Origin of the sequence: Mesobacillus maritimus (assembly GCF_044803185.1) — a bacterium.
Classification (GTDB): domain Bacteria; phylum Bacillota; class Bacilli; order Bacillales; family Cytobacillaceae; genus Mesobacillus_B; species Mesobacillus_B maritimus_B.
Genome location: NZ_CP085225.1, coordinates 4775420 through 4795217 on the forward strand (window position 1 = coordinate 4775420; position 19798 = coordinate 4795217).

General features: G+C 41.5%; 18 protein-coding genes and 1 tRNA gene. 1 reads left to right on the plus strand and 18 read right to left on the minus strand.

What is annotated here, in order from left to right:
- Positions 1-137: 137 nt before the first annotated feature.
- The 13 genes from smpB to LG336_RS23300 form a co-directional block, all read right to left on the minus strand.
- Positions 138-605 (minus strand): SsrA-binding protein SmpB, encoded by a 468-nt coding sequence (gene smpB, locus LG336_RS23240; protein ID WP_090743200.1) that lies wholly within the window; start codon positions 603-605, stop codon positions 138-140.
- A gap of 124 nt (positions 606-729) precedes the next feature.
- Entirely contained in the window at positions 730-3063 is a 2334-nt protein-coding gene (gene rnr, locus LG336_RS23245; protein WP_404329824.1) for a ribonuclease R, read from the minus strand.
- Between the two features lie 67 nt (positions 3064-3130).
- The gene (locus LG336_RS23250) at positions 3131-3877 is read right to left on the minus strand and encodes an alpha/beta hydrolase (RefSeq protein WP_404329825.1); all 747 of its coding nucleotides are present in this window, start codon (positions 3875-3877) and stop codon (positions 3131-3133) included.
- Between the two features lie 245 nt (positions 3878-4122).
- The gene (gene secG / locus LG336_RS23255) at positions 4123-4356 is read right to left on the minus strand and encodes a preprotein translocase subunit SecG (protein WP_404329827.1); all 234 of its coding nucleotides are present in this window, start codon (positions 4354-4356) and stop codon (positions 4123-4125) included.
- 823 nt (positions 4357-5179) lie between these two features.
- Positions 5180-6478 carry a phosphopyruvate hydratase gene (eno, locus tag LG336_RS23260; protein WP_404329828.1) on the minus strand — a complete coding sequence of 433 codons (1299 nt, stop codon included), beginning with the start codon at positions 6476-6478 and terminating at the stop codon, positions 5180-5182.
- Positions 6479-6582: 104 nt separating this feature from the next.
- On the minus strand, positions 6583-8121 hold the full coding sequence (gene gpmI / locus LG336_RS23265) for a 2,3-bisphosphoglycerate-independent phosphoglycerate mutase (RefSeq protein WP_404329830.1): 1539 nt from the start codon (positions 8119-8121) through the stop codon (positions 6583-6585).
- Entirely contained in the window at positions 8118-8873 is a 756-nt protein-coding gene (tpiA, locus tag LG336_RS23270) for a triose-phosphate isomerase (RefSeq protein WP_404329832.1), read from the minus strand. The genes gpmI and tpiA overlap by 4 nt, the downstream gene beginning before the upstream one ends.
- Before the next feature lie 147 nt (positions 8874-9020).
- Complete coding sequence (locus LG336_RS23275; protein WP_404329834.1) at positions 9021-10205, minus strand: phosphoglycerate kinase; 1185 nt, start codon at positions 10203-10205, stop codon at positions 9021-9023.
- A gap of 195 nt (positions 10206-10400) precedes the next feature.
- Entirely contained in the window at positions 10401-11408 is a 1008-nt protein-coding gene (gap, locus tag LG336_RS23280) for a type I glyceraldehyde-3-phosphate dehydrogenase (protein ID WP_404329835.1), read from the minus strand.
- A gap of 183 nt (positions 11409-11591) precedes the next feature.
- Positions 11592-12614, minus strand: a complete 1023-nt coding sequence (locus tag LG336_RS23285; protein WP_404329837.1) for a sugar-binding transcriptional regulator — start codon at positions 12612-12614, stop codon at positions 11592-11594.
- A gap of 127 nt (positions 12615-12741) precedes the next feature.
- On the minus strand, positions 12742-13005 hold the full coding sequence (locus tag LG336_RS23290) for a glutaredoxin family protein (protein WP_404329838.1): 264 nt from the start codon (positions 13003-13005) through the stop codon (positions 12742-12744).
- 249 nt (positions 13006-13254) lie between these two features.
- A complete protein-coding gene (gene rpoN / locus LG336_RS23295; RefSeq protein ID WP_404329839.1) occupies positions 13255-14646 on the minus strand; it encodes an RNA polymerase factor sigma-54 in 1392 nt (463 codons plus the stop codon).
- A gap of 108 nt (positions 14647-14754) precedes the next feature.
- A tRNA-Arg gene (locus LG336_RS23300) sits at positions 14755-14826 on the minus strand.
- A gap of 284 nt (positions 14827-15110) precedes the next feature.
- Here LG336_RS23300 and clpP point away from each other — a divergent pair.
- Entirely contained in the window at positions 15111-15704 is a 594-nt protein-coding gene (gene clpP, locus LG336_RS23305; protein ID WP_404329840.1) for an ATP-dependent Clp endopeptidase proteolytic subunit ClpP, read from the plus strand.
- A 277-nt stretch (positions 15705-15981) separates the two neighbouring features.
- Here the strand turns inward: clpP and LG336_RS23310 are convergent, their stop codons facing one another.
- From LG336_RS23310 to LG336_RS23330, 5 genes are all read right to left on the minus strand, one after another.
- Entirely contained in the window at positions 15982-16239 is a 258-nt protein-coding gene (locus tag LG336_RS23310; protein ID WP_404329841.1) for an HPr family phosphocarrier protein, read from the minus strand.
- Between the two features lie 28 nt (positions 16240-16267).
- Positions 16268-17218 carry a DNA-binding protein WhiA gene (whiA, locus tag LG336_RS23315; RefSeq protein WP_404329843.1) on the minus strand — a complete coding sequence of 317 codons (951 nt, stop codon included), beginning with the start codon at positions 17216-17218 and terminating at the stop codon, positions 16268-16270.
- A gap of 120 nt (positions 17219-17338) precedes the next feature.
- Positions 17339-18298: a uridine diphosphate-N-acetylglucosamine-binding protein YvcK gene (gene yvcK, locus LG336_RS23320; RefSeq protein WP_404329844.1), complete on the minus strand. Its 960-nt coding sequence runs from the start codon at positions 18296-18298 to the stop codon at positions 17339-17341.
- Entirely contained in the window at positions 18295-19188 is an 894-nt protein-coding gene (rapZ, locus tag LG336_RS23325) for an RNase adapter RapZ (RefSeq protein ID WP_404329845.1), read from the minus strand. Before rapZ ends, yvcK begins: the two co-directional genes overlap by 4 nt.
- Positions 19189-19313: 125 nt before the next feature.
- Positions 19314-19772: an NUDIX hydrolase gene (locus tag LG336_RS23330; RefSeq protein WP_404329847.1), complete on the minus strand. Its 459-nt coding sequence runs from the start codon at positions 19770-19772 to the stop codon at positions 19314-19316.
- Between the last annotated feature and the right edge of the window lie 26 nt (positions 19773-19798).

A 19798-nucleotide genomic window follows, 5' to 3' on the forward strand; every position in this document is an offset into this window, starting at 1 on the left:
ACTCGGTGTTGTTCCGAGCAAAAAGCTGTTTGCCACTCGTGGTGACAAGACTTATTATAGCATACTGACGAAATGTTTCAACTGGAAATGATTATCCAGTTTTAACAACCCTTTCTAAATTCCACTTGAATTTGATGTTACATTTTTTGGCGATCACGAAAAGCACGCTCAATCTCACGTTTCGCTTCTTTCTTCTTCAAGTCCTCACGCTTATCATACTTCTTTTTACCCCGAGCTAGACCGAGTAAAACCTTGGCATAACCATTTTTCAAGTAAACCTTTAACGGAACTAGAGCATATCCGGTTTCCTTCGTTTCACCAATCAGTTTGTTAATCTCACGACGGTGTAATAATAGCTTTCGCTCACGAAGCGGATCATGGTTGTAACGATTTCCCTGTTCATATGGGCTTACATGCATCCCATAGAGAAATACTTCGCCATTTTGGACACGTGCATAGGAATCTTTTAAGTTTACACGACCAGCACGAATGGACTTGATTTCTGTGCCTTGAAGAACGATTCCTGTTTCAAATGTTTCTTCTACAAAATAATCATGGTAGGCTTTTTTGTTTTGTGCTACCGTTTTGCCAGCACCTTTAGGCATACTGTCTCCCCCTTTACACTCCTTTATTTTACCATAAAGGCAAGTGCCTGACCTAGTCTTGAGGTCAGGCACCACATCCACTTTCCCCCTTCACCGCACTGGGGGTCAGGCACTTAAGCGGCTTTTAGCGTTTTTTAGGTTTCCGTTTTGCTTTTGGTGCATTTTCGAAAAACTTTCGCTTTTTGCCTTTTTTCTTTGGTCCTTCGCCACGGCCAATTGACTTACTAGGAGAGTCTTGCGTTTTCCCCTGTCTTGGCTTTCGTTCACTACTCCCCGTTTTAAACACTTTCGGCGTTGACGTGCGCTCGCGCGGAGTGCCTTTCATGCCAACAATTTCAAAGTCAATCGAACGTTCATCTTTGTTTACATTGACAACACGAACAGTAATCTCGTCTCCAATGCGGAAGACATTCCCCGTCCGTTCACCAATCATCGCATAATGGCGCTCATCATAACGATAATAATCGTCCGTCATATAGCTAACATGAACGAGACCTTCAATCGTATTCGGAAGCTCAACGAATAAACCAAAATTTGTGACCGAGCTGATGATGCCATCGTACTCGACACCAATCTTATCTTCCATATATTCTGCTTTCTTCAGCTCATCTGTTTCACGTTCAGCCTCAACCGCCCGACGCTCCATATCAGATGAATGCTTAGCAATTTCCGGTAGCTGAGCATTCCATTTTTCACGCGTAGCCTGATCCAACTTCCCTTCAACTAAATAGGTTCGGATTAACCTGTGAACAATCGTATCAGGATATCGACGGATTGGCGAAGTGAAGTGCGTATAATAATCGGTTGACAACCCGTAGTGTCCTAGACTTTCCTCATAGTACTTGGCTTTTTGCATGGAACGAAGCATCACTGTTGAGACAACCATTTCCTCTGGTTTCCCTTGGACCTCTTCAATAATTTCCTGAAGAGCACGCGGATGAACAGCGTTTGCGGTTCCTTTTACGATATAACCAAAGTTTGTAATAAACTCGAAGAACCTTCTTAGCTTGTCTTCCTTCGGGTCTTCATGGATACGGTAAATAAACGGAACATCCATCCAGTGGAAATGTTCAGCTACCGTTTCATTAGCCACAAGCATGAATTCCTCAATTAAACGCTCAGCAACTGAACGCTCACGTAAAACCACATCTGATGGATGGCCATTTTCATCGACTAAAACCTTTGATTCTTTAAAATCAAAATCAATTGCCCCACGACCCATCCGTTTATTTCGAAGAATCGCAGCCAAATCTTCCATCATCTCAAACATCGGGACAAGTGCCTCATAGCGTTTGCGTACTTCTTCATCTTTTTCAACTAGTATCAAATTCACATCATGATAAGTCATTCGTTCTGTTGTCTTGATAACACTTTGGAAGATTTCATGTTCAACCACTTCGCCAGTTGGAGAAATCTCCATTGTACAACTTAATGTTAAGCGGTTCACCTTCGGATTTAATGAACATATCCCGTTAGATAAACGATGCGGAATCATCGGAATCACTCGATCAACCAAATAAACACTCGTCGCACGGTCTTCGGCTTCGCGATCAATAGGCGAACCCTCTTCAACATAATAACTGACATCAGCAATATGAACGCCAAGCTTATAATTACCATTCTCTAGCTTTGTAACGGTTACGGCATCATCTAAATCCTTGGCGTCAGCTCCATCGATTGTAACAATAACTTCATCGCGGAGATCACGTCGATTAGCTATTTCACTCTCATCGATTTCATCTGGGGTCTCATTCGCCTGCTCCAGCACATCTGCTGGAAATTCCATCGGCAGGCCATGCTTATGAATGACGGATAAAATATCTACTCCAGGGTCATTTTTATGCCCAAGAATAGAGACAACCTCACCCTCAGCTGATTTGCGTCCATCCGGATAACTAGTCAGTTTTACAACGACTTTGTGTCCTTCAACTGCTCCGCCACTAGCTTCTTTTGGTATAAAAATATCACTAGCAAACTTTTTATCATCTGGAATTACAAACCCGAAATGTCTGCTCTCTGTATAAGTACCGACAATCTGCTGAACTCCACGCTCAACAATTCTCACAACGGTCCCTTCGCGGCGCTGTCCAGAGCTCGTAGATGAAACACGTGCGAGTACGATATCTCCGTGCATGGCATTGTTCGTTTCATTTGGTGGGATAAAAATATCATCCATTCCCGGTTCTTCCGGTATTACAAACGCAAAGCCTTTTGCATGACCTGTCAGTTTCCCGCGAATAAGGTTCATTTTATCTGGCAAGCCATACCGGTTGCTCCGTGTCCGAACGACAAGTCCTCTTTCCTCCATCACGACTAGTGCTTTTACAAATTCCTTAAAGGTTCCAGAGTCCTCAATTCCAAACGCTTGTTCAAGCTCCTGGACAGTTAGTGGCTTATAGGCCTCATCCTTCATATAATGAAGCAATTGGTCAATATGGCCTTGAATACTTTCTTCCATATGTAAATCCCTCCTTTAATTGTGGGTATCCTGTGTATAAAGTTAGTAGTTACAATTACACTTCTAATTATTCTTTCCAATTTAAGCTCTCGAGAAACGCATAAACATCCTCATGCAGCTGGTCACGCTCTTTATCAAAAGTAATAACATGTCCAGATTCTTCATACCATTTCATTTCTTTTTGAATCGACTCTACTTCATTATAAATGATATTGGCACTTTCTGTATTAATCATCCGATCATGTCGACCTTGAACAACAAAGACTGGGGCATAAACCATATCAATGTTGTTTCGTACATCAGCAATTAATTCCCGCAATGCTGTTAAAGTCTTCATTGGTGTCTTTTCGAACTCATTCATTTCATTTTCGATGACTTCATCAGATTTCCCTTCTAGCTTCTTATATTCCTTAGCATACGCTAAAACACCCTTGTACATAACTTCTTCGCTTTTCATTTCCATCGGTGCACACATTGGGACAATTCCCTTTACTGGGACTGTATACCCTAGTTTTAAGGAAAATACACCTCCAAGTGAAAGTCCAACTACAGCAATCTCTTCATACCCCTCTTTTTTCAAGAACTCATATGCATTTGTCACGTCCTGCCACCAATCCTCTGGACCTGTGTGGACCAGTTCCTCTGGCGGCACCCCGTGGCCCTTATAAATTGGAGCATGGCATGTATAGCCCTTCTCTTGTAGAAATCTTCCCATCATGCGGACATCGGCGGAATTCCCAGTAAAACCATGCAGCATTAATACCGCTCGTTTCCCCGCTTTGAATGTAAATGGTTTTGGTACTAACTTTTTCATTTAGAATACTCCCTTGTCTCTTTTTAAAATGAATGATGCAAAACTTTACCGTTCATCCTTCTTAATCAAACGTTTGATTAAATTCGTCTAATTGGCTATGTTGGGCATTCAGCCATGGTTAATCAAATTATTTTTAGTCCTATATAGTTTTAACAAACCGCTCGGCAACAATCCAGAGATACGCTCCCTTTTGAAGGTACATTAAAAAACCCAGCCTCATCTGAGACTGGGTTTGCTTGTTTATTTTAAACATCAAAATAAGTAACAAGGATTGTAAGAACGAAAAACAAGACAGACAACACAATCGTGATACGGTGCAGCACAAGGTCAATTCCTCTAGCCTTTTGCTTGCCGAACAATGTTTCAGCACCGCCTGAAATCGCACCAGAAAGGCCTGCGCTTTTACTAGATTGAAGGAGAACAACTGCAATCAGACTGATACAAACGATAACCAATAGAATAATTAAAAATGTATGCATAAAGCAACCTCCTGAAAACCTGCGTATAACAATAGTATAAATTTATCATATTTTTAGGATTGAAACAATACTTGTCTTGGCGAAGTATTGAAACTTTCGAATTTCCCTGTGACTTTTTGGAAGCTTGGAAGCTTGGAACCTGTTTTCAGAAGTGGTGTTATATAATTACCAAATTCACATACAAGACCTCCATGGAGTGTTCATGGTGACCATTTTCAGATTCGAGACCTTGTTTTGGGCTCCATGGAGGGTTCATGGTGACCATTTTCGGATTTAAGACCTTGATTTGGGCTCCATGGAGGGTTCATGGTGACCATTTTCAGATTCGAGACCTTGATTTGGGCTCCATGGAGGGTTCATGGTGACCATTTTCAGATTCGAGACCTTGATTTGGGCTCCATGAAGTGTTCATGGTGACCATTTTCGGATTTGAGACCTTGATTTGGGCTCCATGGAGGGTTCATGGTGACCATTTTCAGATTCGAGACCTTGATTTGGGCTCCATGAAGTGTTCATGGTGACCATTTTCGGGTTTGAGACCTTGATTTGGGCTCCATGGAGTGTTCATGGTGATCATTTTCGGATTTGAGACCTTGATTTGGGCTCCATGGAGGGTTCATGGTGACCATTTTCGGATTCGAGACCTTGGTTTGGGCTCCATGGAGTGTGACAAAATTTAAATTCAAGACCTCGATTTAGGTCCTATAGAGGTTACCTGAACACTAAATCAACTAAAAGCCTGCTAACTGACTCACACACTTATTTTTACCTCCTAAAAAAAACGCTGGCAACCGCCAGCGTTTTCTCCGTTCTTTTATCCAAATTAGTTCTTAAGGTTGTAGAAAGATTTGATGCCGTTGAACTGTGCTGTGTCACCAAGTTGATCTTCGATACGAAGAAGTTGGTTGTATTTTGCCACACGGTCAGTACGTGATGGTGCACCAGTTTTGATTTGGCCAGCATTTGTTGCAACTGCGATATCAGCGATTGTTGAATCTTCTGTTTCACCAGAACGGTGAGAGATAACGGCAGTATAACCTGCACGCTTCGCCATTTCGATAGCGTCAAACGTTTCAGTTAGTGTACCAATTTGGTTCACTTTGATTAGGATGGAGTTGCCAACACCCTGCTCGATACCTTGAGATAATTTCTTTGTATTTGTAACAAATAGGTCGTCTCCAACTAGCTGTACTTTACCGCCTAAGCGCTCAGTTAATAGCTTGTGGCCTTCCCAGTCGTTTTCATCTAGACCATCTTCAATTGAGATGATTGGATATTTATTAACCATTTCTTCGTACCAATCAACCATTTCTGCAGATGTTTTAACAACACCTTCACCAGAAAGATGGTATTTACCGTCTTCTTTGTTGTAGAACTCAGAAGATGCAGCATCCATTGCAAGACGTACTTGCTCGCCTGGCTTGTATCCTGCTTTTTCAATCGCTGTAACGATTGTTTGAAGAGCTTCTTCGTTAGAACCAAGGTTTGGAGCAAATCCACCTTCGTCACCAACAGCAGTGTTTAAGCCTTTTTCTTGTAATACTGCTTTAAGAGCATGGAAGATTTCTGTGCCCATGCGTAGAGCTTCACGGAAGTTTTCAGCACCGACAGGCATAACCATGAATTCTTGAATGTCCACGTTGTTGTCAGCATGCTCTCCACCGTTAACGATGTTCATCATTGGAACTGGTAGCTGCTTAGAGTTGAATCCTCCAAGGTATTGATATAGAGGAAGGTCTAGATAGTCAGCAGCCGCACGTGCTACAGCCATAGAAACACCAAGGATAGCGTTCGCTCCTAGCTTCCCTTTGTTTTCAGTTCCATCTAATTCGATTAAAGCTTGGTCAAGTGTAACTTGATCAAGGACATTGAACTCTTCGCCAACCAAGTATGGTGCGATGATTTCATTTACGTTTTCAACTGCTTTTAAAACACCTTTTCCAAGGTAACGGCTCTTATCTCCGTCACGAAGTTCAACTGCTTCGTATTCACCAGTAGAAGCACCACTTGGAACTAGTGCGCGTCCGAATGCTCCAGATTCTGTGTAAACTTCCACCTCAACTGTAGGGTTCCCGCGGGAATCAAGTACTTCACGTGCATAAACATCTGTAATAAATGGCATCGTATTCTCTCCTTAAAATTAAATTACCGAACGAATCGGCCTAGCATGAAAGCAATTATAAGTATATCAGTTCTACCACCAATAAAAGGTAGCTATAAAACGAACTATTTCTTAATTAAAGAATTCCCAGTCATTTCAGCTGGCTTTTCAACCTGTAATAATTCAAGCATCGTAGGTGCTAAATCACCAAGAATTCCGTCTTCACGAAGTTCAACACCAGGCTTCGTTACAATGACTGGAACAGGGTTTGTCGTATGCGCCGTCATTGGTGTTCCTTCAACTGTCAGAACTTCGTCAGCATTCCCATGGTCTGCTGTTATGATAGCCGTTCCGCCTTTTGAAATAATCAAGTCAACGATTTTCCCTAAGCACTCATCCACAGTCTCGACCGCTTTAATTGTTGGTTCAAGCATACCAGAATGGCCGACCATATCAGGGTTTGCAAAGTTTAAAAGAATTGCATCATGTTTATCTGCTTCGATTTCTTTTAACAAAGCGTCCGTTACCTCATAGGCACTCATTTCAGGCTGTAAGTCATAGGTTGCAACCTTAGGTGAATTGATCAACAGTCTCGTTTCTCCAGGGAACTCATTCTCGCGCCCGCCGCTCATAAAGAATGTCACATGTGGGTACTTTTCCGTTTCCGCAATACGCAATTGCGTCATATTGTTTTGCGAAATCACTTCCCCTAAAGTGTTGTCTAGGTTCGTTGGTTGGAAAGCAACGAAACCGTCGACAGTTTCACTAAAGTGAGTTAGGCAGACAAAGAATAAATTCTCCGGATGCTTCTCGCCACGGTCAAAGGAACGGAAATCTTTGTTCGTGAAGGTATTCGAAATTTGAATTGCACGGTCTGGACGGAAGTTGTAGAAAATAACCGCATCATCATTCTCAACCGTAGCCACTGGAGTTCCATCCTCCTTCGTAATCACAGAAGGAAGAACGAATTCGTCATAGATTCCATTTTTATAGTTATCTTCAATCAACTCTAATGGATCTGTATAGGTAGGACCTTCTCCATAAACCATGGAACGGTACGATTTCTCTACTCGCTCCCAGCGCTTATCACGGTCCATAGAATAGTATCGCCCAGAAATCGTAGCAAATTCACCCACACCGATTTCTTTCATTTTCGCTAGCGTTTGTTTCACATATCCAGGAGCGGTTTGTGGACCCACATCCCGTCCATCAAGAAAGGCATGAACATATACTTTCTCTAGACCTTGATCAGCCGCTAGTTGTAGCAGAGCAAACATATGCTCAATATGGCTATGTACACCACCGTCGGATAAAAGACCGAAGAGATGTAAAGCAGTTCCTTTTTCTTTCACATGCTTAATCGCATTTAGAAAGGTTTCATTCTGTTCAAACTCTCCCTCACGGATCGAGAGGTTCACTCTTGTTAGGCTTTGATAAACAATACGTCCGGCGCCAATGTTTAAGTGCCCTACCTCTGAGTTCCCCATCTGACCTTCTGGAAGTCCGACAGCTTCTCCACTTGCAGTTAACTGTGCATGTGGATATGAACTCCAATAACGATCAAAGTTAGGCTTTTTTGCTTGAGCTACAGCATTTCCCTGCTGCTCGCCACGACAAGCAAAGCCATCAAGAATAATTAAAGCTGTAGGTGATGTCTTGCTCATTGTCCTGCCTCCAATAACTGTAGGAAGGAATCTGTCTCAAGACTCGCTCCACCAACCAATGCTCCGTCGATATCGGATTGTGCCATATATTCTTTGATGTTTCCAGGCTTCACACTACCACCATACTGAATACGGATAGCCTCTGCAACTTCTGTTGAGAAACGTTCTGCTAGTACTTTGCGTATATGTGCACAAGTTTCATTTGCATCTTCAGCTGTTGAAGATTTTCCTGTACCGATTGCCCAAATAGGCTCATAAGCAATGACAGTTTGTTTTAATTGTTCTTCTGATAAGCCTTCAAGCGCTTTTGTTACCTGTGAGCCAACAAGCTCATTTGTTTCGCCATTTTCACGCTGTTCAAGCGTTTCGCCACAGCATACAATTGGAGTCAAATTGTACTTAAATGCAGCAAGCGTTTTTTTATTGACTGTTTCATCTGTTTCATTAAACATTTCGCGGCGCTCTGAATGACCGATGATCACATAATTTACGCCGATGTCTTCCAATGCTTTCGGACTAATTTCACCAGTAAAAGCACCGCTTTCTTCGAAATGCATGTTTTGCGCACCAATTTTCAGATCATGATTTCTGGCCGCTTCGACAAGCTGACCTAAAAATAATGCCGGCGCGCATACTACAGATTCAACCTTATCATTAGATGGAACGAGACCATTCACATCCTCAATAAATTTTTTCGCTTCTGGTAGTGTTTTATGCATTTTCCAGTTTCCTGCTATAATTGGCTTTCGCATGGACGGCACTTCCTTTCAAGACTTTTTAATAACTGTTGAATCGGAGCCTAGTTCCGAAGCGTTCGAAAGGGTCTGAAAGCTTCAGAACCTAGTTCCGAAATTAGTTCTATGATAGATAACGATTAAACTCGTTTAGATTATTTATCCTTACTTGTCGTTCAAAGCCACAACACCAGGAAGAACTTTTCCCTCCATAAATTCAAGAGATGCTCCACCACCAGTTGAAATATGGCTCATTTTATCAGCTAGATTAAATTTCTCAACAGCTGCGGCAGAGTCTCCTCCACCGATTACTGAGTATGTATCAGTAGCATCAGCTAGCGCTTGAGCAACAGATTTCGTTCCCTTTGCGAAGGTTTCCAATTCGAATACACCCATTGGCCCATTCCAAATAACTAGCTTAGAGTTTTTAATAACATCCTGATAGATTTCTGCTGTCTTTGGACCAATATCAAGTGCTTCCCAATCAGCTGGGATTTCCTCAATGGAGACAACCTTTGTATTTGCTTGCTCAGAGAAGTCGTCAGCGACAATTACGTCAACAGGCATGTAGAAGTTTACACCCTTTTCTTTCGCTTTCGCAATGAAAGAATTGGCAAGATCGATTTTATCTTCTTCTAATAGCGATTTTCCTACTTCATGACCTTGAGCTTTTACAAAGGTATAAGCTAAGCCGCCACCGATGATCAGGTTATCCACTTTTTCAAGTAGATTATCAATAACACCAATTTTATCTTTAACTTTCGCACCACCAATGATCGCTGTGAAAGGACGCTCAGGGTTAGAAAGTGCTTTTCCTAGTACATCAAGCTCTTTTTCCATAAGGAGACCTGAAACGGCAGGAAGATGATGAGCAATTCCTTCTGTAGATGCATGGGCACGATGGGCTGCACCAAACGCGTCATTGACATAGACATCGGCTAACTCAGCAAAGGATTTAGCAAGCTCTGCATCATTTTTTTCTTCGCCTGGATAAAAGCGAACATTTTCAAGCAATAAGACATCGCCATCGTTCATTGTTCCGATTTCAGTTTTAACAGCATCCCCGTAAGCTTCGTCCGTCTTCTTAACATCTTTGCCGAGAAGCTCGGATAAGCGTTTTGCTACAGGTGTTAGACGCAATTCTTCCACTGCTTGACCTTTCGGACGTCCAAGATGGCTAGCTAAAATAACTTTGGCCCCTTGTTCGCTCAAGTACTGAATAGTAGGTAATGCTGCACGAATTCTCGTTTCATCCGTCACTTGACCGTCCTTCATTGGAACATTGAAATCAACACGGCAAAAAACACGTTTCCCTTTTACATCAATATCTTTAACAGATTTTTTGTTCAAGGCTGAAACCTCCTAATTAATTTAACAGCGCTAGCGTCAATGAGCTAAGTTGATTACTCACGGGCGCAACTGTTGAGAAAAAACAAAGCAAATCTTATCTCCATATCTAACAAAGAAGGGGAAGGGGACAGGCCCCACTCCCCTTTTTCCCACTAGATTTTCAACCTTTATGGGTATTATCTATTGCGTTTTAAATTATAGACCTTTTTGTGCGATGTAATCAACTAGATCAACTACACGGTTAGAGTAGCCTGACTCGTTGTCATACCAAGAAATAACTTTTACCATGTTGCCTTCCATTACCATTGTAGAAAGAGCATCGATAGTAGAAGAATGTGCATCGCCATTGTAATCAGTAGATACAAGTGGTAATTCGCTGTAGCCAAGAATTCCTTTTAAATCGCCTTCTGCTGCTTCTCTTAGCGCTGCGTTAACTTCTTCAACAGTTACGTCTTTACCAAGCTCAGCTACAAGGTCAACCATTGAAACGTTTGGAGTTGGAACACGAACTGCTCCACCGTTTAATTTGCCTTTAAGTTCAGGCAATACAAGAGCTACTGCTTTTGCTGCACCAGTAGTTGTTGGGATCATGTTTTCTGCAGCTGCACGAGCACGACGGTAGTCTTTATGTGGCAAATCAAGGATTTGCTGGTCATTTGTATAAGAGTGAATGGTTGTCATCATTCCACGCTTGATTTCAAACTTGTCATTAAGAACTTTAGCGAAAGGAGCTAAACAGTTTGTCGTACAAGATGCGTTTGAAATAACGTGATGGTTTGCAGGATCATATTGCTCATGGTTTACACCCATAACAATAGTGATATCCTCTTCGTTAGCTGGTGCAGAAATAATTACTTTCTTCGCTCCACCTTCTAAGTGTTTCGCAGCGTCAGAACGCTTTGTGAAACGTCCAGTAGATTCTACTACAACTTCTGCTCCAAGCTCACCCCAAGGGATTAGTGCTGGGTCTCTTTCAGCTGTAACTTTAATACGCTGTCCTGCAACTACTAAGTACTCACCGTCTACAGATACTTCTTCTTGAAGTCTTCCGTGAACGGAATCATATTTTAAAAGATGTGCCAACATGTTAGCATCTGTTAAATCGTTAACTGCTACTACCTCAACATTAGGGTTATTTAACGCTGCACGGAAAACAACACGTCCGATACGTCCAAAACCGTTAATACCAATTTTTACTGCCATGATTATTTCCTCCTTTAATTCGTTCATCCTTTTTCACGCTAATAGGATAGTATAAACACTCTTGATTTATACATTCCTTACACACCTCATATCCCGCCTTACTAAGGGGGCAGTGGTATGTATTTTTATATATTAAAGGCAATGACCATCTAACAGATTCTATCTGAATCCCATCAAGCTAGATTAGCCTTTAACTAAAAGTTTTGCGGCACCTTCATCCGTAATCAGAATGGTCGAGGGTGGTGCTTGTTTCATATAAGCTTTGATTGCCTTCGCTTTCGATGCCCCTCCTGCAACAGCAATCACATGATTGGCTCCATGTAAATCCTCTAGTTGCAATCCAATCGTTTGTACCTTATGAACAATATCCCCATATTCATTGAAATAGTAGCCAAAGGCTTCTCCGACTGCATTTCCTTTAATGAGCTTGTCCATAACCTCTGCGGTAGTGTTTCGGCGTTTCGCCATTGTAATAGCTTCCCCAATTCCATGTAAAACCATGTTGGCGGATTTAATGAGGTGAAGCATTTCATAAATCTGCGGTTCCTTAATAAAGGACTCATAAATCACACTGCTAACCTGGTCAGGTACATAAAACACGCGATGGTGGGAATTCGTTTTGTCTGCCATGATCGCACTTACTGTATTTGCTTGGTTCGTAACATCAAGTCCAAGCCCGCCCCTTGCTGGCACGAACAATAAGTTCTTCTTCCCAATTTCAGAAGGAAGCATCTCAGCGACAGCAGCCATCGTAGTTCCTCCAGTTACAGCAATGATATTGTCTGCTTTAACGCGTTGTTTCATGCAATTCACACAAGCTTTTCCAAGTTCTCGCTTGACCCAAGGGGATTGGTCATTATCACCAGGGACAACAATTGCCTTTGCAACCCCAAGTTTCTTTTGTAATTGCTTTTCTAGGTGGCTTGTGCCTGAAAGGTCTTGCATAATCCCTTCAAGACTTTCCAGTATATCTTTTCCTTCAACCGTCAAGCTCATTCCTAGAGTAGACATTTGAACTAAATTTTGTTCTTTTAAAAACTCGACCTCACTACGCAAAACCCTCTCTGTAAAACCAAGACTTACAGCTAAGTTTCGACGTCCAACAGGCTGCATCGTATGTATGTTTTGTAAGATCAAATAACGCTTATGCATAACTTCTATCAGATCAGGCAATATTCTCTTTTGAATATCTAGCAAAACTTGCATGATGGATTTTTCCCCTTTTAGAATAGAGTGGGCTTTTCATGTCCCGCAGTGACATATTATGTCCCACTTGCTTCAAAAAAAATCACCCCTGATTCCTTTTTCATTTTAACAGGAGTGATAAACTAGTTCAACTAATAATATTCACGTTTTTTCGTGTAAGCGCTTCGATTATGGATTTTTTATGAATAATGCCTGCTTGTACCTCTTCCCCATCTAGTTCAATAACAGGAATAATGATTCCATATTGCTCAACAAGTCGATCATCTTGGTCAATATCCACTTCGACAATTTCAAAATTCCAACTTTGCTGAAGATCTTCAAGCATCCCTTTTGCATCCTCACATAAATGGCATCGCTGCCTCATGTAAAGCTTCACAGTACTTTTTTTCATCTATTTCACCCTTTACTAGAAAAGCACAAGCGCCCTGCTCAGCGGCGTATGGCCTGGAGCGCTCCAACTGAGATATAGGAAACACGAAGAGCGATAGCGATTCGATGTTGACGCAATCGTTGCGGCGGTAAAAATCCAAAAGCCGATTTTTACTCGGAGAGCGAAGGACACTAACCGCTAGTGCGCTTGCGCTAGATAATTCTCTAAGTTAAAACTTATAAACTTATCTTAAGACAAAGCAACTCCCCTTTATTCAAATCGTTTCCGCTTTGAAGAGGAGGCAATTCCTAATTGCTCACGGTATTTAGCAACTGTTCGCCTTGATATTTTAATCCCTGAACGGTCTTCTAACATATGAACAATTTCTTGATCGGACAATGGTTTCTGCTTATTTTCATTTTTTATTAAAAGTTCTATTGCTGCTTTTGCGTGGTTGGAGGATGTTTGGTCCTGTTCTGTTGTTTGAATGGAACTAGAGAATAAGGTTTTCATTTCATAGGTTCCCGTCGGCGTTTGAATATATTTTTCCCGCACAGCCCTACTGACTGTTGACTCATGGATATCTAGTTCCTCAGAAATCTCACGCATCGTCATAGGCTTTAAGAACGAAAGCCCTTGATAGAAAAACTCACGCTGTTTCTCGACGATTTTAAGTGCTACCTTCATCAAAGTTTCCCGACGCTGTTCTAGGCTTTTATGGATCCACTGAAAGTCATTTTGTTTTTCTTGCAGGAACCGCCCAACCTCCGCATCTTTGTATGCAGCAAGCTCCTGAAAATAAGATTCATTAAATGTTACTTTTGGGATTGTATCATCAAACAACCCAACTGTTAACTCGTCATTTTCAATTTTCACAATAACATCGGGTACGACATAAGCTGCTTTTTCTACTTGAAAGGTTGCACCTGGCCTAGGATTCAGTGTTTGAACATAGTCGAAGGCTTTTTGAATTTCCCTTAAATCCATCTTTAAAAGCTTAGCAATTGACTTCCACTTTTTTTCGGCAAAAAGGATAAAATGTTCACTAAGAATGACCTTAAGCAATTCTATCGGGGAACGTTCCGCGGCGTCCTTATCTACAGTATCCTCTATTTTAATATCGACATTGAAGGTATTATTGTTTACCTGCAACAATAAGCATTCCTGTAAGCTTCTGGCGCCAACACCGATTGGGTCAAGACTTTGTAGGATGGTCAGACAACGTTCAACCTCTGCTTCTACTATTCCAAACTTGCTGCATGTTTCATCTATGCCGACCCCTAAGTAACCGTTTTCATCAATTGTATCAATAAAATAGTGAACGATTTTCCGTTCTTGGTCCGTTAACCTTAACAGGTTTATTTGAAAGAAAAGGTGTTCCCGTAGAGAACCTGATTTCTCGGCAATCTGTTCAATCCAGTTTTGAGTCTCCCGGTTTTGAGAACTAGTTGAACGAGACTTTTTCTTGAAATCTCTTGTTCGATCAAGTGAACGGATATTTTTCTGTTCCACCTGTAAAAGAGGGTTTTCGATTGCCTTTTCTTCCAAAAAAGTAACAAGCTCTTGCGAGGAATATTGTAACAAAGCAATCGCTTGCGTTAATTCCTGAGTCATTGCTAGCTTCATTGTTTGCTTTTGCCACAATCCGGGCTTTAAGTCCATGCCAATCCCTCCCTGTTATCATTTTACATGATATGTTGGGTTTACGGAATGGACGATTTCACCCAAAATAAAAAACTCCTGCTCAGAAAACTGATCAGGAGTTTATAGCGCCCTCGGAGGGAATCGAACCCCCATTTTAAGAACCGGAATCTTACGTGCTATCCGTTGCACCACGAGGGCATCGTGTATGGTATTAGCAGTACGAATTCTTATTATAAAGGAATTTTCTTAAGAGCGCAAGAGGATTTTTGTTTGAAAAAGGAAAATAGCGGGTATGATGAATATAGTGAAAACTGGTAAGATAATACATGAATATTGTCGAATATTTCATCTATTGGTCAAGGGTGATTCGTTTGACCTTAATTGACCATTCGTGTATCATTAAAAATACATAGAACTCATGGTTCAGCATTGATTTTTAGTCTTGCTGCCCTAGAGAAAACCTTGTAAAAGGAGGAACAAAAATGAACTTAATTCCTACAGTCATTGAACAAACAAACCGCGGGGAACGTGCATATGATATTTATTCCCGCCTTTTAAAGGACCGTATTATCATGTTAGGAAGTGCAATTGATGATAATGTTGCTAATTCAATTGTCGCTCAGCTTCTTTTCCTAGAGGCGGAAAATCCTGAAAAAGACATCTCCCTTTATATTAACAGCCCAGGCGGAAGTATCACAGCTGGTATGGCCATTTATGATACAATGCAATTCATTAAGGCTCCAGTTCATACCATTTGTATCGGGATGGCAGCTTCAATGGGTGCATTCCTATTAGCAGCAGGGGAAAAAGGGAAACGTTATGCCCTACCAAACGCTGAAGTAATGATTCACCAACCACTAGGTGGTGCACAAGGTCAAGCTACCGAAATTGATATTGCTGCAAAGCGTATCCTATTCTTGCGTGACAAGTTAAATGGCATTCTTTCAGATCGTACAGGACAGCCACTTGAAGTCATCGAGCGTGACACTGAGCGTGACAACTTCATGACTGCTGAACGTGCCAAGGAATACGGACTAATTGACGAAATCGTTACCCGTAATCCTGAAAAGAAGTAATAAGAAAAGCGCAAGCGCCCTGTTCAGCGAAGTCCACTAGTCGATAGCCGCTGGAGCTGGACAAATAGAAAAGCGTAAGCGGCTCGTTCAGCGACGTATGGACTGGAGCTCTTCGACTGAGATAAAGGAAACACGAAGAGCGATAGCGATTCGATGTTGACTTATCGCAGGGAGAAGAGCGAAGTCCACTAGCCGCTGGAGCTGGACAACTCACAAAGTCAAAACTTCATTCTTAACTTTTATAAAAAAACTCGCTCCGACTTGGGAGCGAGTTTTTTTAGCTTTCTTGTTGAATATAGTCACTAAGAGTGGAAATGGCAGCTTCCTCATCTTTCCCTTCTACAATCAGGTTAACGGTAGAACCTACGCCAATTGCAAGACTCATTAGCCCCATAATGCTTTTCGCATTAACCTTCTTCCCATCTTTTTCAAGAAAAATTTCTGAAGAAAAACGATTTGCTTCCTGTACGAACAATGCTGCTGGACGAGCCTGCAAACCTGTTTTTAATTTAACGATTACTTGTTTTTCTACCATTCTCGGTATCTCTCCCTTATTTAGCTTTTTATTTTTGACCAATAGTTTCGCCTGCACGCAACTTGTCGGCTAATTCATCAATCTTGCGTAGACGATGATTGATTCCTGATTTACTAATACTTCCACCAGACACCATTTCACCTAATTCTTTTAAGGTTACATCTTGGTATGCTACTCGCAGTTCCGCAATTTCACGTAGTTTTCCAGGTAGAACCTCTAGGCCAACTGTATTTTCAATAAACTTAATATTTTCAACCTGCCTTAAAGCCGCACCAATGGTTTTATTTAAATTAGCTGTTTCACAATTAACAAGCCGGTTAACAGAGTTTCGCATATCTCGTACAATCCGAATATCCTCAAAACGCAGAAGCGAGTTATGAGCCCCCACAATATTTAGAAACTCGGTAATTTTTTCGGCTTCTTTCAAATAAGTAATAAATCCTTTTTTTCGCTCTAATGTTTTACTATTTAATCCGAACTTATTCATGAGTTCACATAATGATTGATTATGCTCTTGATACATTGAGGCGATTTCCAAATGATACGAAGAAGTTTCTGGATTATTCACAGATCCCCCAGCTAGAAATGCTCCCCTTAAATAAGACCGCTTACAACACTTTTTCTTTATTAATTCCTCCGAAATATCTTGGACGAATGAAAATCCTTCTGCAATAATTTTCAGATCTTCTAGAATCGTTTTAGCAGATTCCTTTAAGCGAACGATATAAACATTATTCTTTTTTAGCCGCATCTTCTTCCGCACTAGAAGCTCTACCTGAATTTGATAATTCATTTTAATTAAGGTATAAATCCGTCGCGCAATAGCTGCGTTTTCTGTCTGAATGTCTACAATCAGCTCGCGGTTTGAAAAGGACAGTGAACCATTCATTCGGATTAAGGCCGAGAGCTCAGCTTTGCTACAACAGCCCTTTATCTCGAGATTGGTTAGTTCCTTCTTTGTAACCGAAGCGAAAGACATCCCCCTCACCTCCTACATTTACAGCCAGCATCATCATCTAGGACGTTTCAGCTTAGCAGCATAATCTTGCGAATAGACTTGTTCACCTGTATCTTATTACGCACTATCTTCCTTTTGGTTTCATTTTAAAAGGAGTGAATATAAAATTTCAGCCACTTTTCGTGTATCATGACGAATCACATTCCCCTCAAGGTTCGCAATTTTCTCTTGAACGACGCTAATTCCAAGCTCACTAAGCTTCTCAAAATCAAATTGGACCGGCTTTGCAAGCTCTTCCTTGTAGCGAAGCTCGATTTCAGGGGGAATTTCCTCATTATTAATTAAAATCATGTCCATGAAAGCACAATCCATATGATCATATATCGCTTTAACGTGGTCACTAGCAGTGAAGTTAAGCGTTTCTCCTGCTTGGGTCATCAAATTACAAATATAAACCTTTTTGGCTTTCGCCTCACAAACAGCCTGACCCAACTCCTTTACCAGCAAATTTGGCAGGATGCTAGTATAGAGACTTCCAGGACCGATTACAATCAAATCCGCTTGTCTAATTTCTTGTATTGTTTCAGGGAGCGGCTGGACATTTTCAGGATTGAGATAAACCCGTTTAATTTTTTTCCCTGAGAACGGAATTTTCGACTCCCCGCTTACAATACTACCATCCTCCATTTCCGCATTTAAAATAACACTGCGGTTTGCGGCTGGTAACACCTTTCCACGTACGTTCAGCACTCGGCTCATCTCTTGAATCGCATGGGAGAAGTTCCCTGTAATCGAGGTCATTGCCGCTAAAATGAGATTCCCAAGTGAATGACCTGAAAGTTCATTCGCAGTCTTAAAACGATGTTGGAACATCTCCTCGACTAACGGCTCAACATCCGACAAGGCGGCCAGCACATTTCGAATGTCTCCAGGTGGTGGAATTTGCATCTCATTACGTAAGCGTCCTGAACTGCCCCCATCGTCGGCGACAGTTACAATCGCGGTGATGTCAACATCATATTTTTTCAAGCCGCGAAGTAAGACAGGTAAACCTGTTCCTCCTCCGATGATGACGATTCTAGGCTGAGTTTGGATGGTCATTTCGCCGATTCCTTCCTCTTTTCAATATCACGATGGGTGACTTGAGTATGATAATCCTCTTCGAAGTGTCTTGATATCTGCTCAGCTAATGCCACTGAACGGTGTTGACCACCCGTACAGCCAATCGCAACAATCAATTGTGCCTTTCCCTCTCGCTTGTAATGAGGGAGCATGAACGTTAGCAAATCTAGAACTTTTTCAAGGAATTTATGTGTTTCATTCCATTTGAGAACATAGGTTGAAACATCCTCATCCAAACCCGTTCTCGGTCGCATATGTTCAATATAGTGCGGGTTCGGTAAAAAACGAACATCGAACACTAAGTCGGCATCAATGGGAATCCCATGCTTAAAACCAAAAGACATAACATTCACCGTGAAGGTTGATTTTTTATTAATCGAAAACTCTTCATGGATTTTTTCACGCAATTCCTTAGGCTTCAACATTGAGGTATTGTAAATCAATTGCGCTCGCCCTTTAAGTTCCTCTAACAATTCACGCTCTAATCTAATCCCCTCTAACGGGCGACCCTTGCGTGCTAATGGATGAAAACGCCTCGTCTCCTTATAACGACGTACAAGCGTTTCATCATCTGCATCGAGAAATAGGATTTTCGGTGCGACCCATGAAGATTCAGAAAGATCATCTAACGCTTTAAAAAGTGAATCAAAAAATTCTCTTCCTCTTAAATCCATTCCCAAAGCGACTTTATTCATTTTATTACCAGATTCCTTCATTAATTCAAGGAATTTCGGAAGCAGGGTAGGCGGGAGGTTGTCGACACAAAAGAAGCCCAAATCTTCAAAGCTCTGGATGGCAACTGTTTTTCCCGCACCTGACATTCCAGTAATAATCACCAATTGGCTGTCGTTCGTCGAACCGGTACTCATTCCTATTCCTCCCAAATTTTTTATCGATATTGAAGATTAACCAAACTATTAGTATCGTGTCGTTTAGCTTTATCCTTGCCTGTTGTATTACGAATTAAAGATTTAAAATGAATGACTTTACCAGCTTAATTCGGGTCGAGTCGGTAATGAAGCAGTTCCATATCAGGAGTGTAGGTAAATGTACCGTAAATAATTCCTTGACCATGTACCATATAATCTAGAATATGATAGTCACCTGCAGCCATCGGAAGGTTCTTAATTTCTTCCGTGTCATGCCAGGCAAGATCTCCTTCCTCTGATCTCTCGAGATGAACGCCAGTCGATTCTGTAGCATTAAAGGTAAACATCATCCACTCGTTCACCACCTGATCGCCGTCTTTTATAATAAAAGTAAAAATTCCCTTGATTTTAGGATTCAATAAGTAGATACCTGTCTCCTCGCGGAATTCTCGGATGCAAGATTCTTTAGCGGTTTCCCCTGGCTCCATCTTCCCACCAGGAGCCACCCACCAACCACGACGAGGCTTCTGAAGCAATAACACTTTGTTCTCTTTTACTAGAAGACAATTTGCCACCCGTTGCATTGTTTCACCTTCTTTTACACTATTAT

Bases quoted from the DNA above. Each gene is read 5' to 3' on its own strand.
- smpB (WP_090743200.1), bottom strand. From the start codon at position 605: ATGCCTAAAGGTGCTGGCAAAACGGTAGCACAAAACAAAAAAGCCTAC.
- rnr (WP_404329824.1), bottom strand. From the start codon at position 3,063: ATGGAAGAAAGTATTCAAGGCCATATTGACCAATTGCTTCATTATATG.
- LG336_RS23250 (WP_404329825.1), bottom strand. From the start codon at position 3,877: ATGAAAAAGTTAGTACCAAAACCATTTACATTCAAAGCGGGGAAACGA.
- secG (WP_404329827.1), bottom strand. From the start codon at position 4,356: ATGCATACATTTTTAATTATTCTATTGGTTATCGTTTGTATCAGTCTG.
- eno (WP_404329828.1), bottom strand. From the start codon at position 6,478: ATGCCATTTATTACAGATGTTTATGCACGTGAAGTACTTGATTCCCGC.
- gpmI (WP_404329830.1), bottom strand. From the start codon at position 8,121: ATGAGCAAGACATCACCTACAGCTTTAATTATTCTTGATGGCTTTGCT.
- tpiA (WP_404329832.1), bottom strand. From the start codon at position 8,873: ATGCGAAAGCCAATTATAGCAGGAAACTGGAAAATGCATAAAACACTA.
- gap (WP_404329835.1), bottom strand. From the start codon at position 11,408: ATGGCAGTAAAAATTGGTATTAACGGTTTTGGACGTATCGGACGTGTT.
- LG336_RS23285 (WP_404329837.1), bottom strand. From the start codon at position 12,614: ATGCAAGTTTTGCTAGATATTCAAAAGAGAATATTGCCTGATCTGATA.
- LG336_RS23290 (WP_404329838.1), bottom strand. From the start codon at position 13,005: ATGAAAAAAAGTACTGTGAAGCTTTACATGAGGCAGCGATGCCATTTA.
- rpoN (WP_404329839.1), bottom strand. From the start codon at position 14,646: ATGGACTTAAAGCCCGGATTGTGGCAAAAGCAAACAATGAAGCTAGCA.
- clpP (WP_404329840.1), top strand. From the start codon at position 15,111: ATGAACTTAATTCCTACAGTCATTGAACAAACAAACCGCGGGGAACGT.
- LG336_RS23310 (WP_404329841.1), bottom strand. From the start codon at position 16,239: ATGGTAGAAAAACAAGTAATCGTTAAATTAAAAACAGGTTTGCAGGCT.
- whiA (WP_404329843.1), bottom strand. From the start codon at position 17,218: ATGTCTTTCGCTTCGGTTACAAAGAAGGAACTAACCAATCTCGAGATA.
- yvcK (WP_404329844.1), bottom strand. From the start codon at position 18,298: ATGACCATCCAAACTCAGCCTAGAATCGTCATCATCGGAGGAGGAACA.
- rapZ (WP_404329845.1), bottom strand. From the start codon at position 19,188: ATGAGTACCGGTTCGACGAACGACAGCCAATTGGTGATTATTACTGGA.
- LG336_RS23330 (WP_404329847.1), bottom strand. From the start codon at position 19,772: ATGCAACGGGTGGCAAATTGTCTTCTAGTAAAAGAGAACAAAGTGTTA.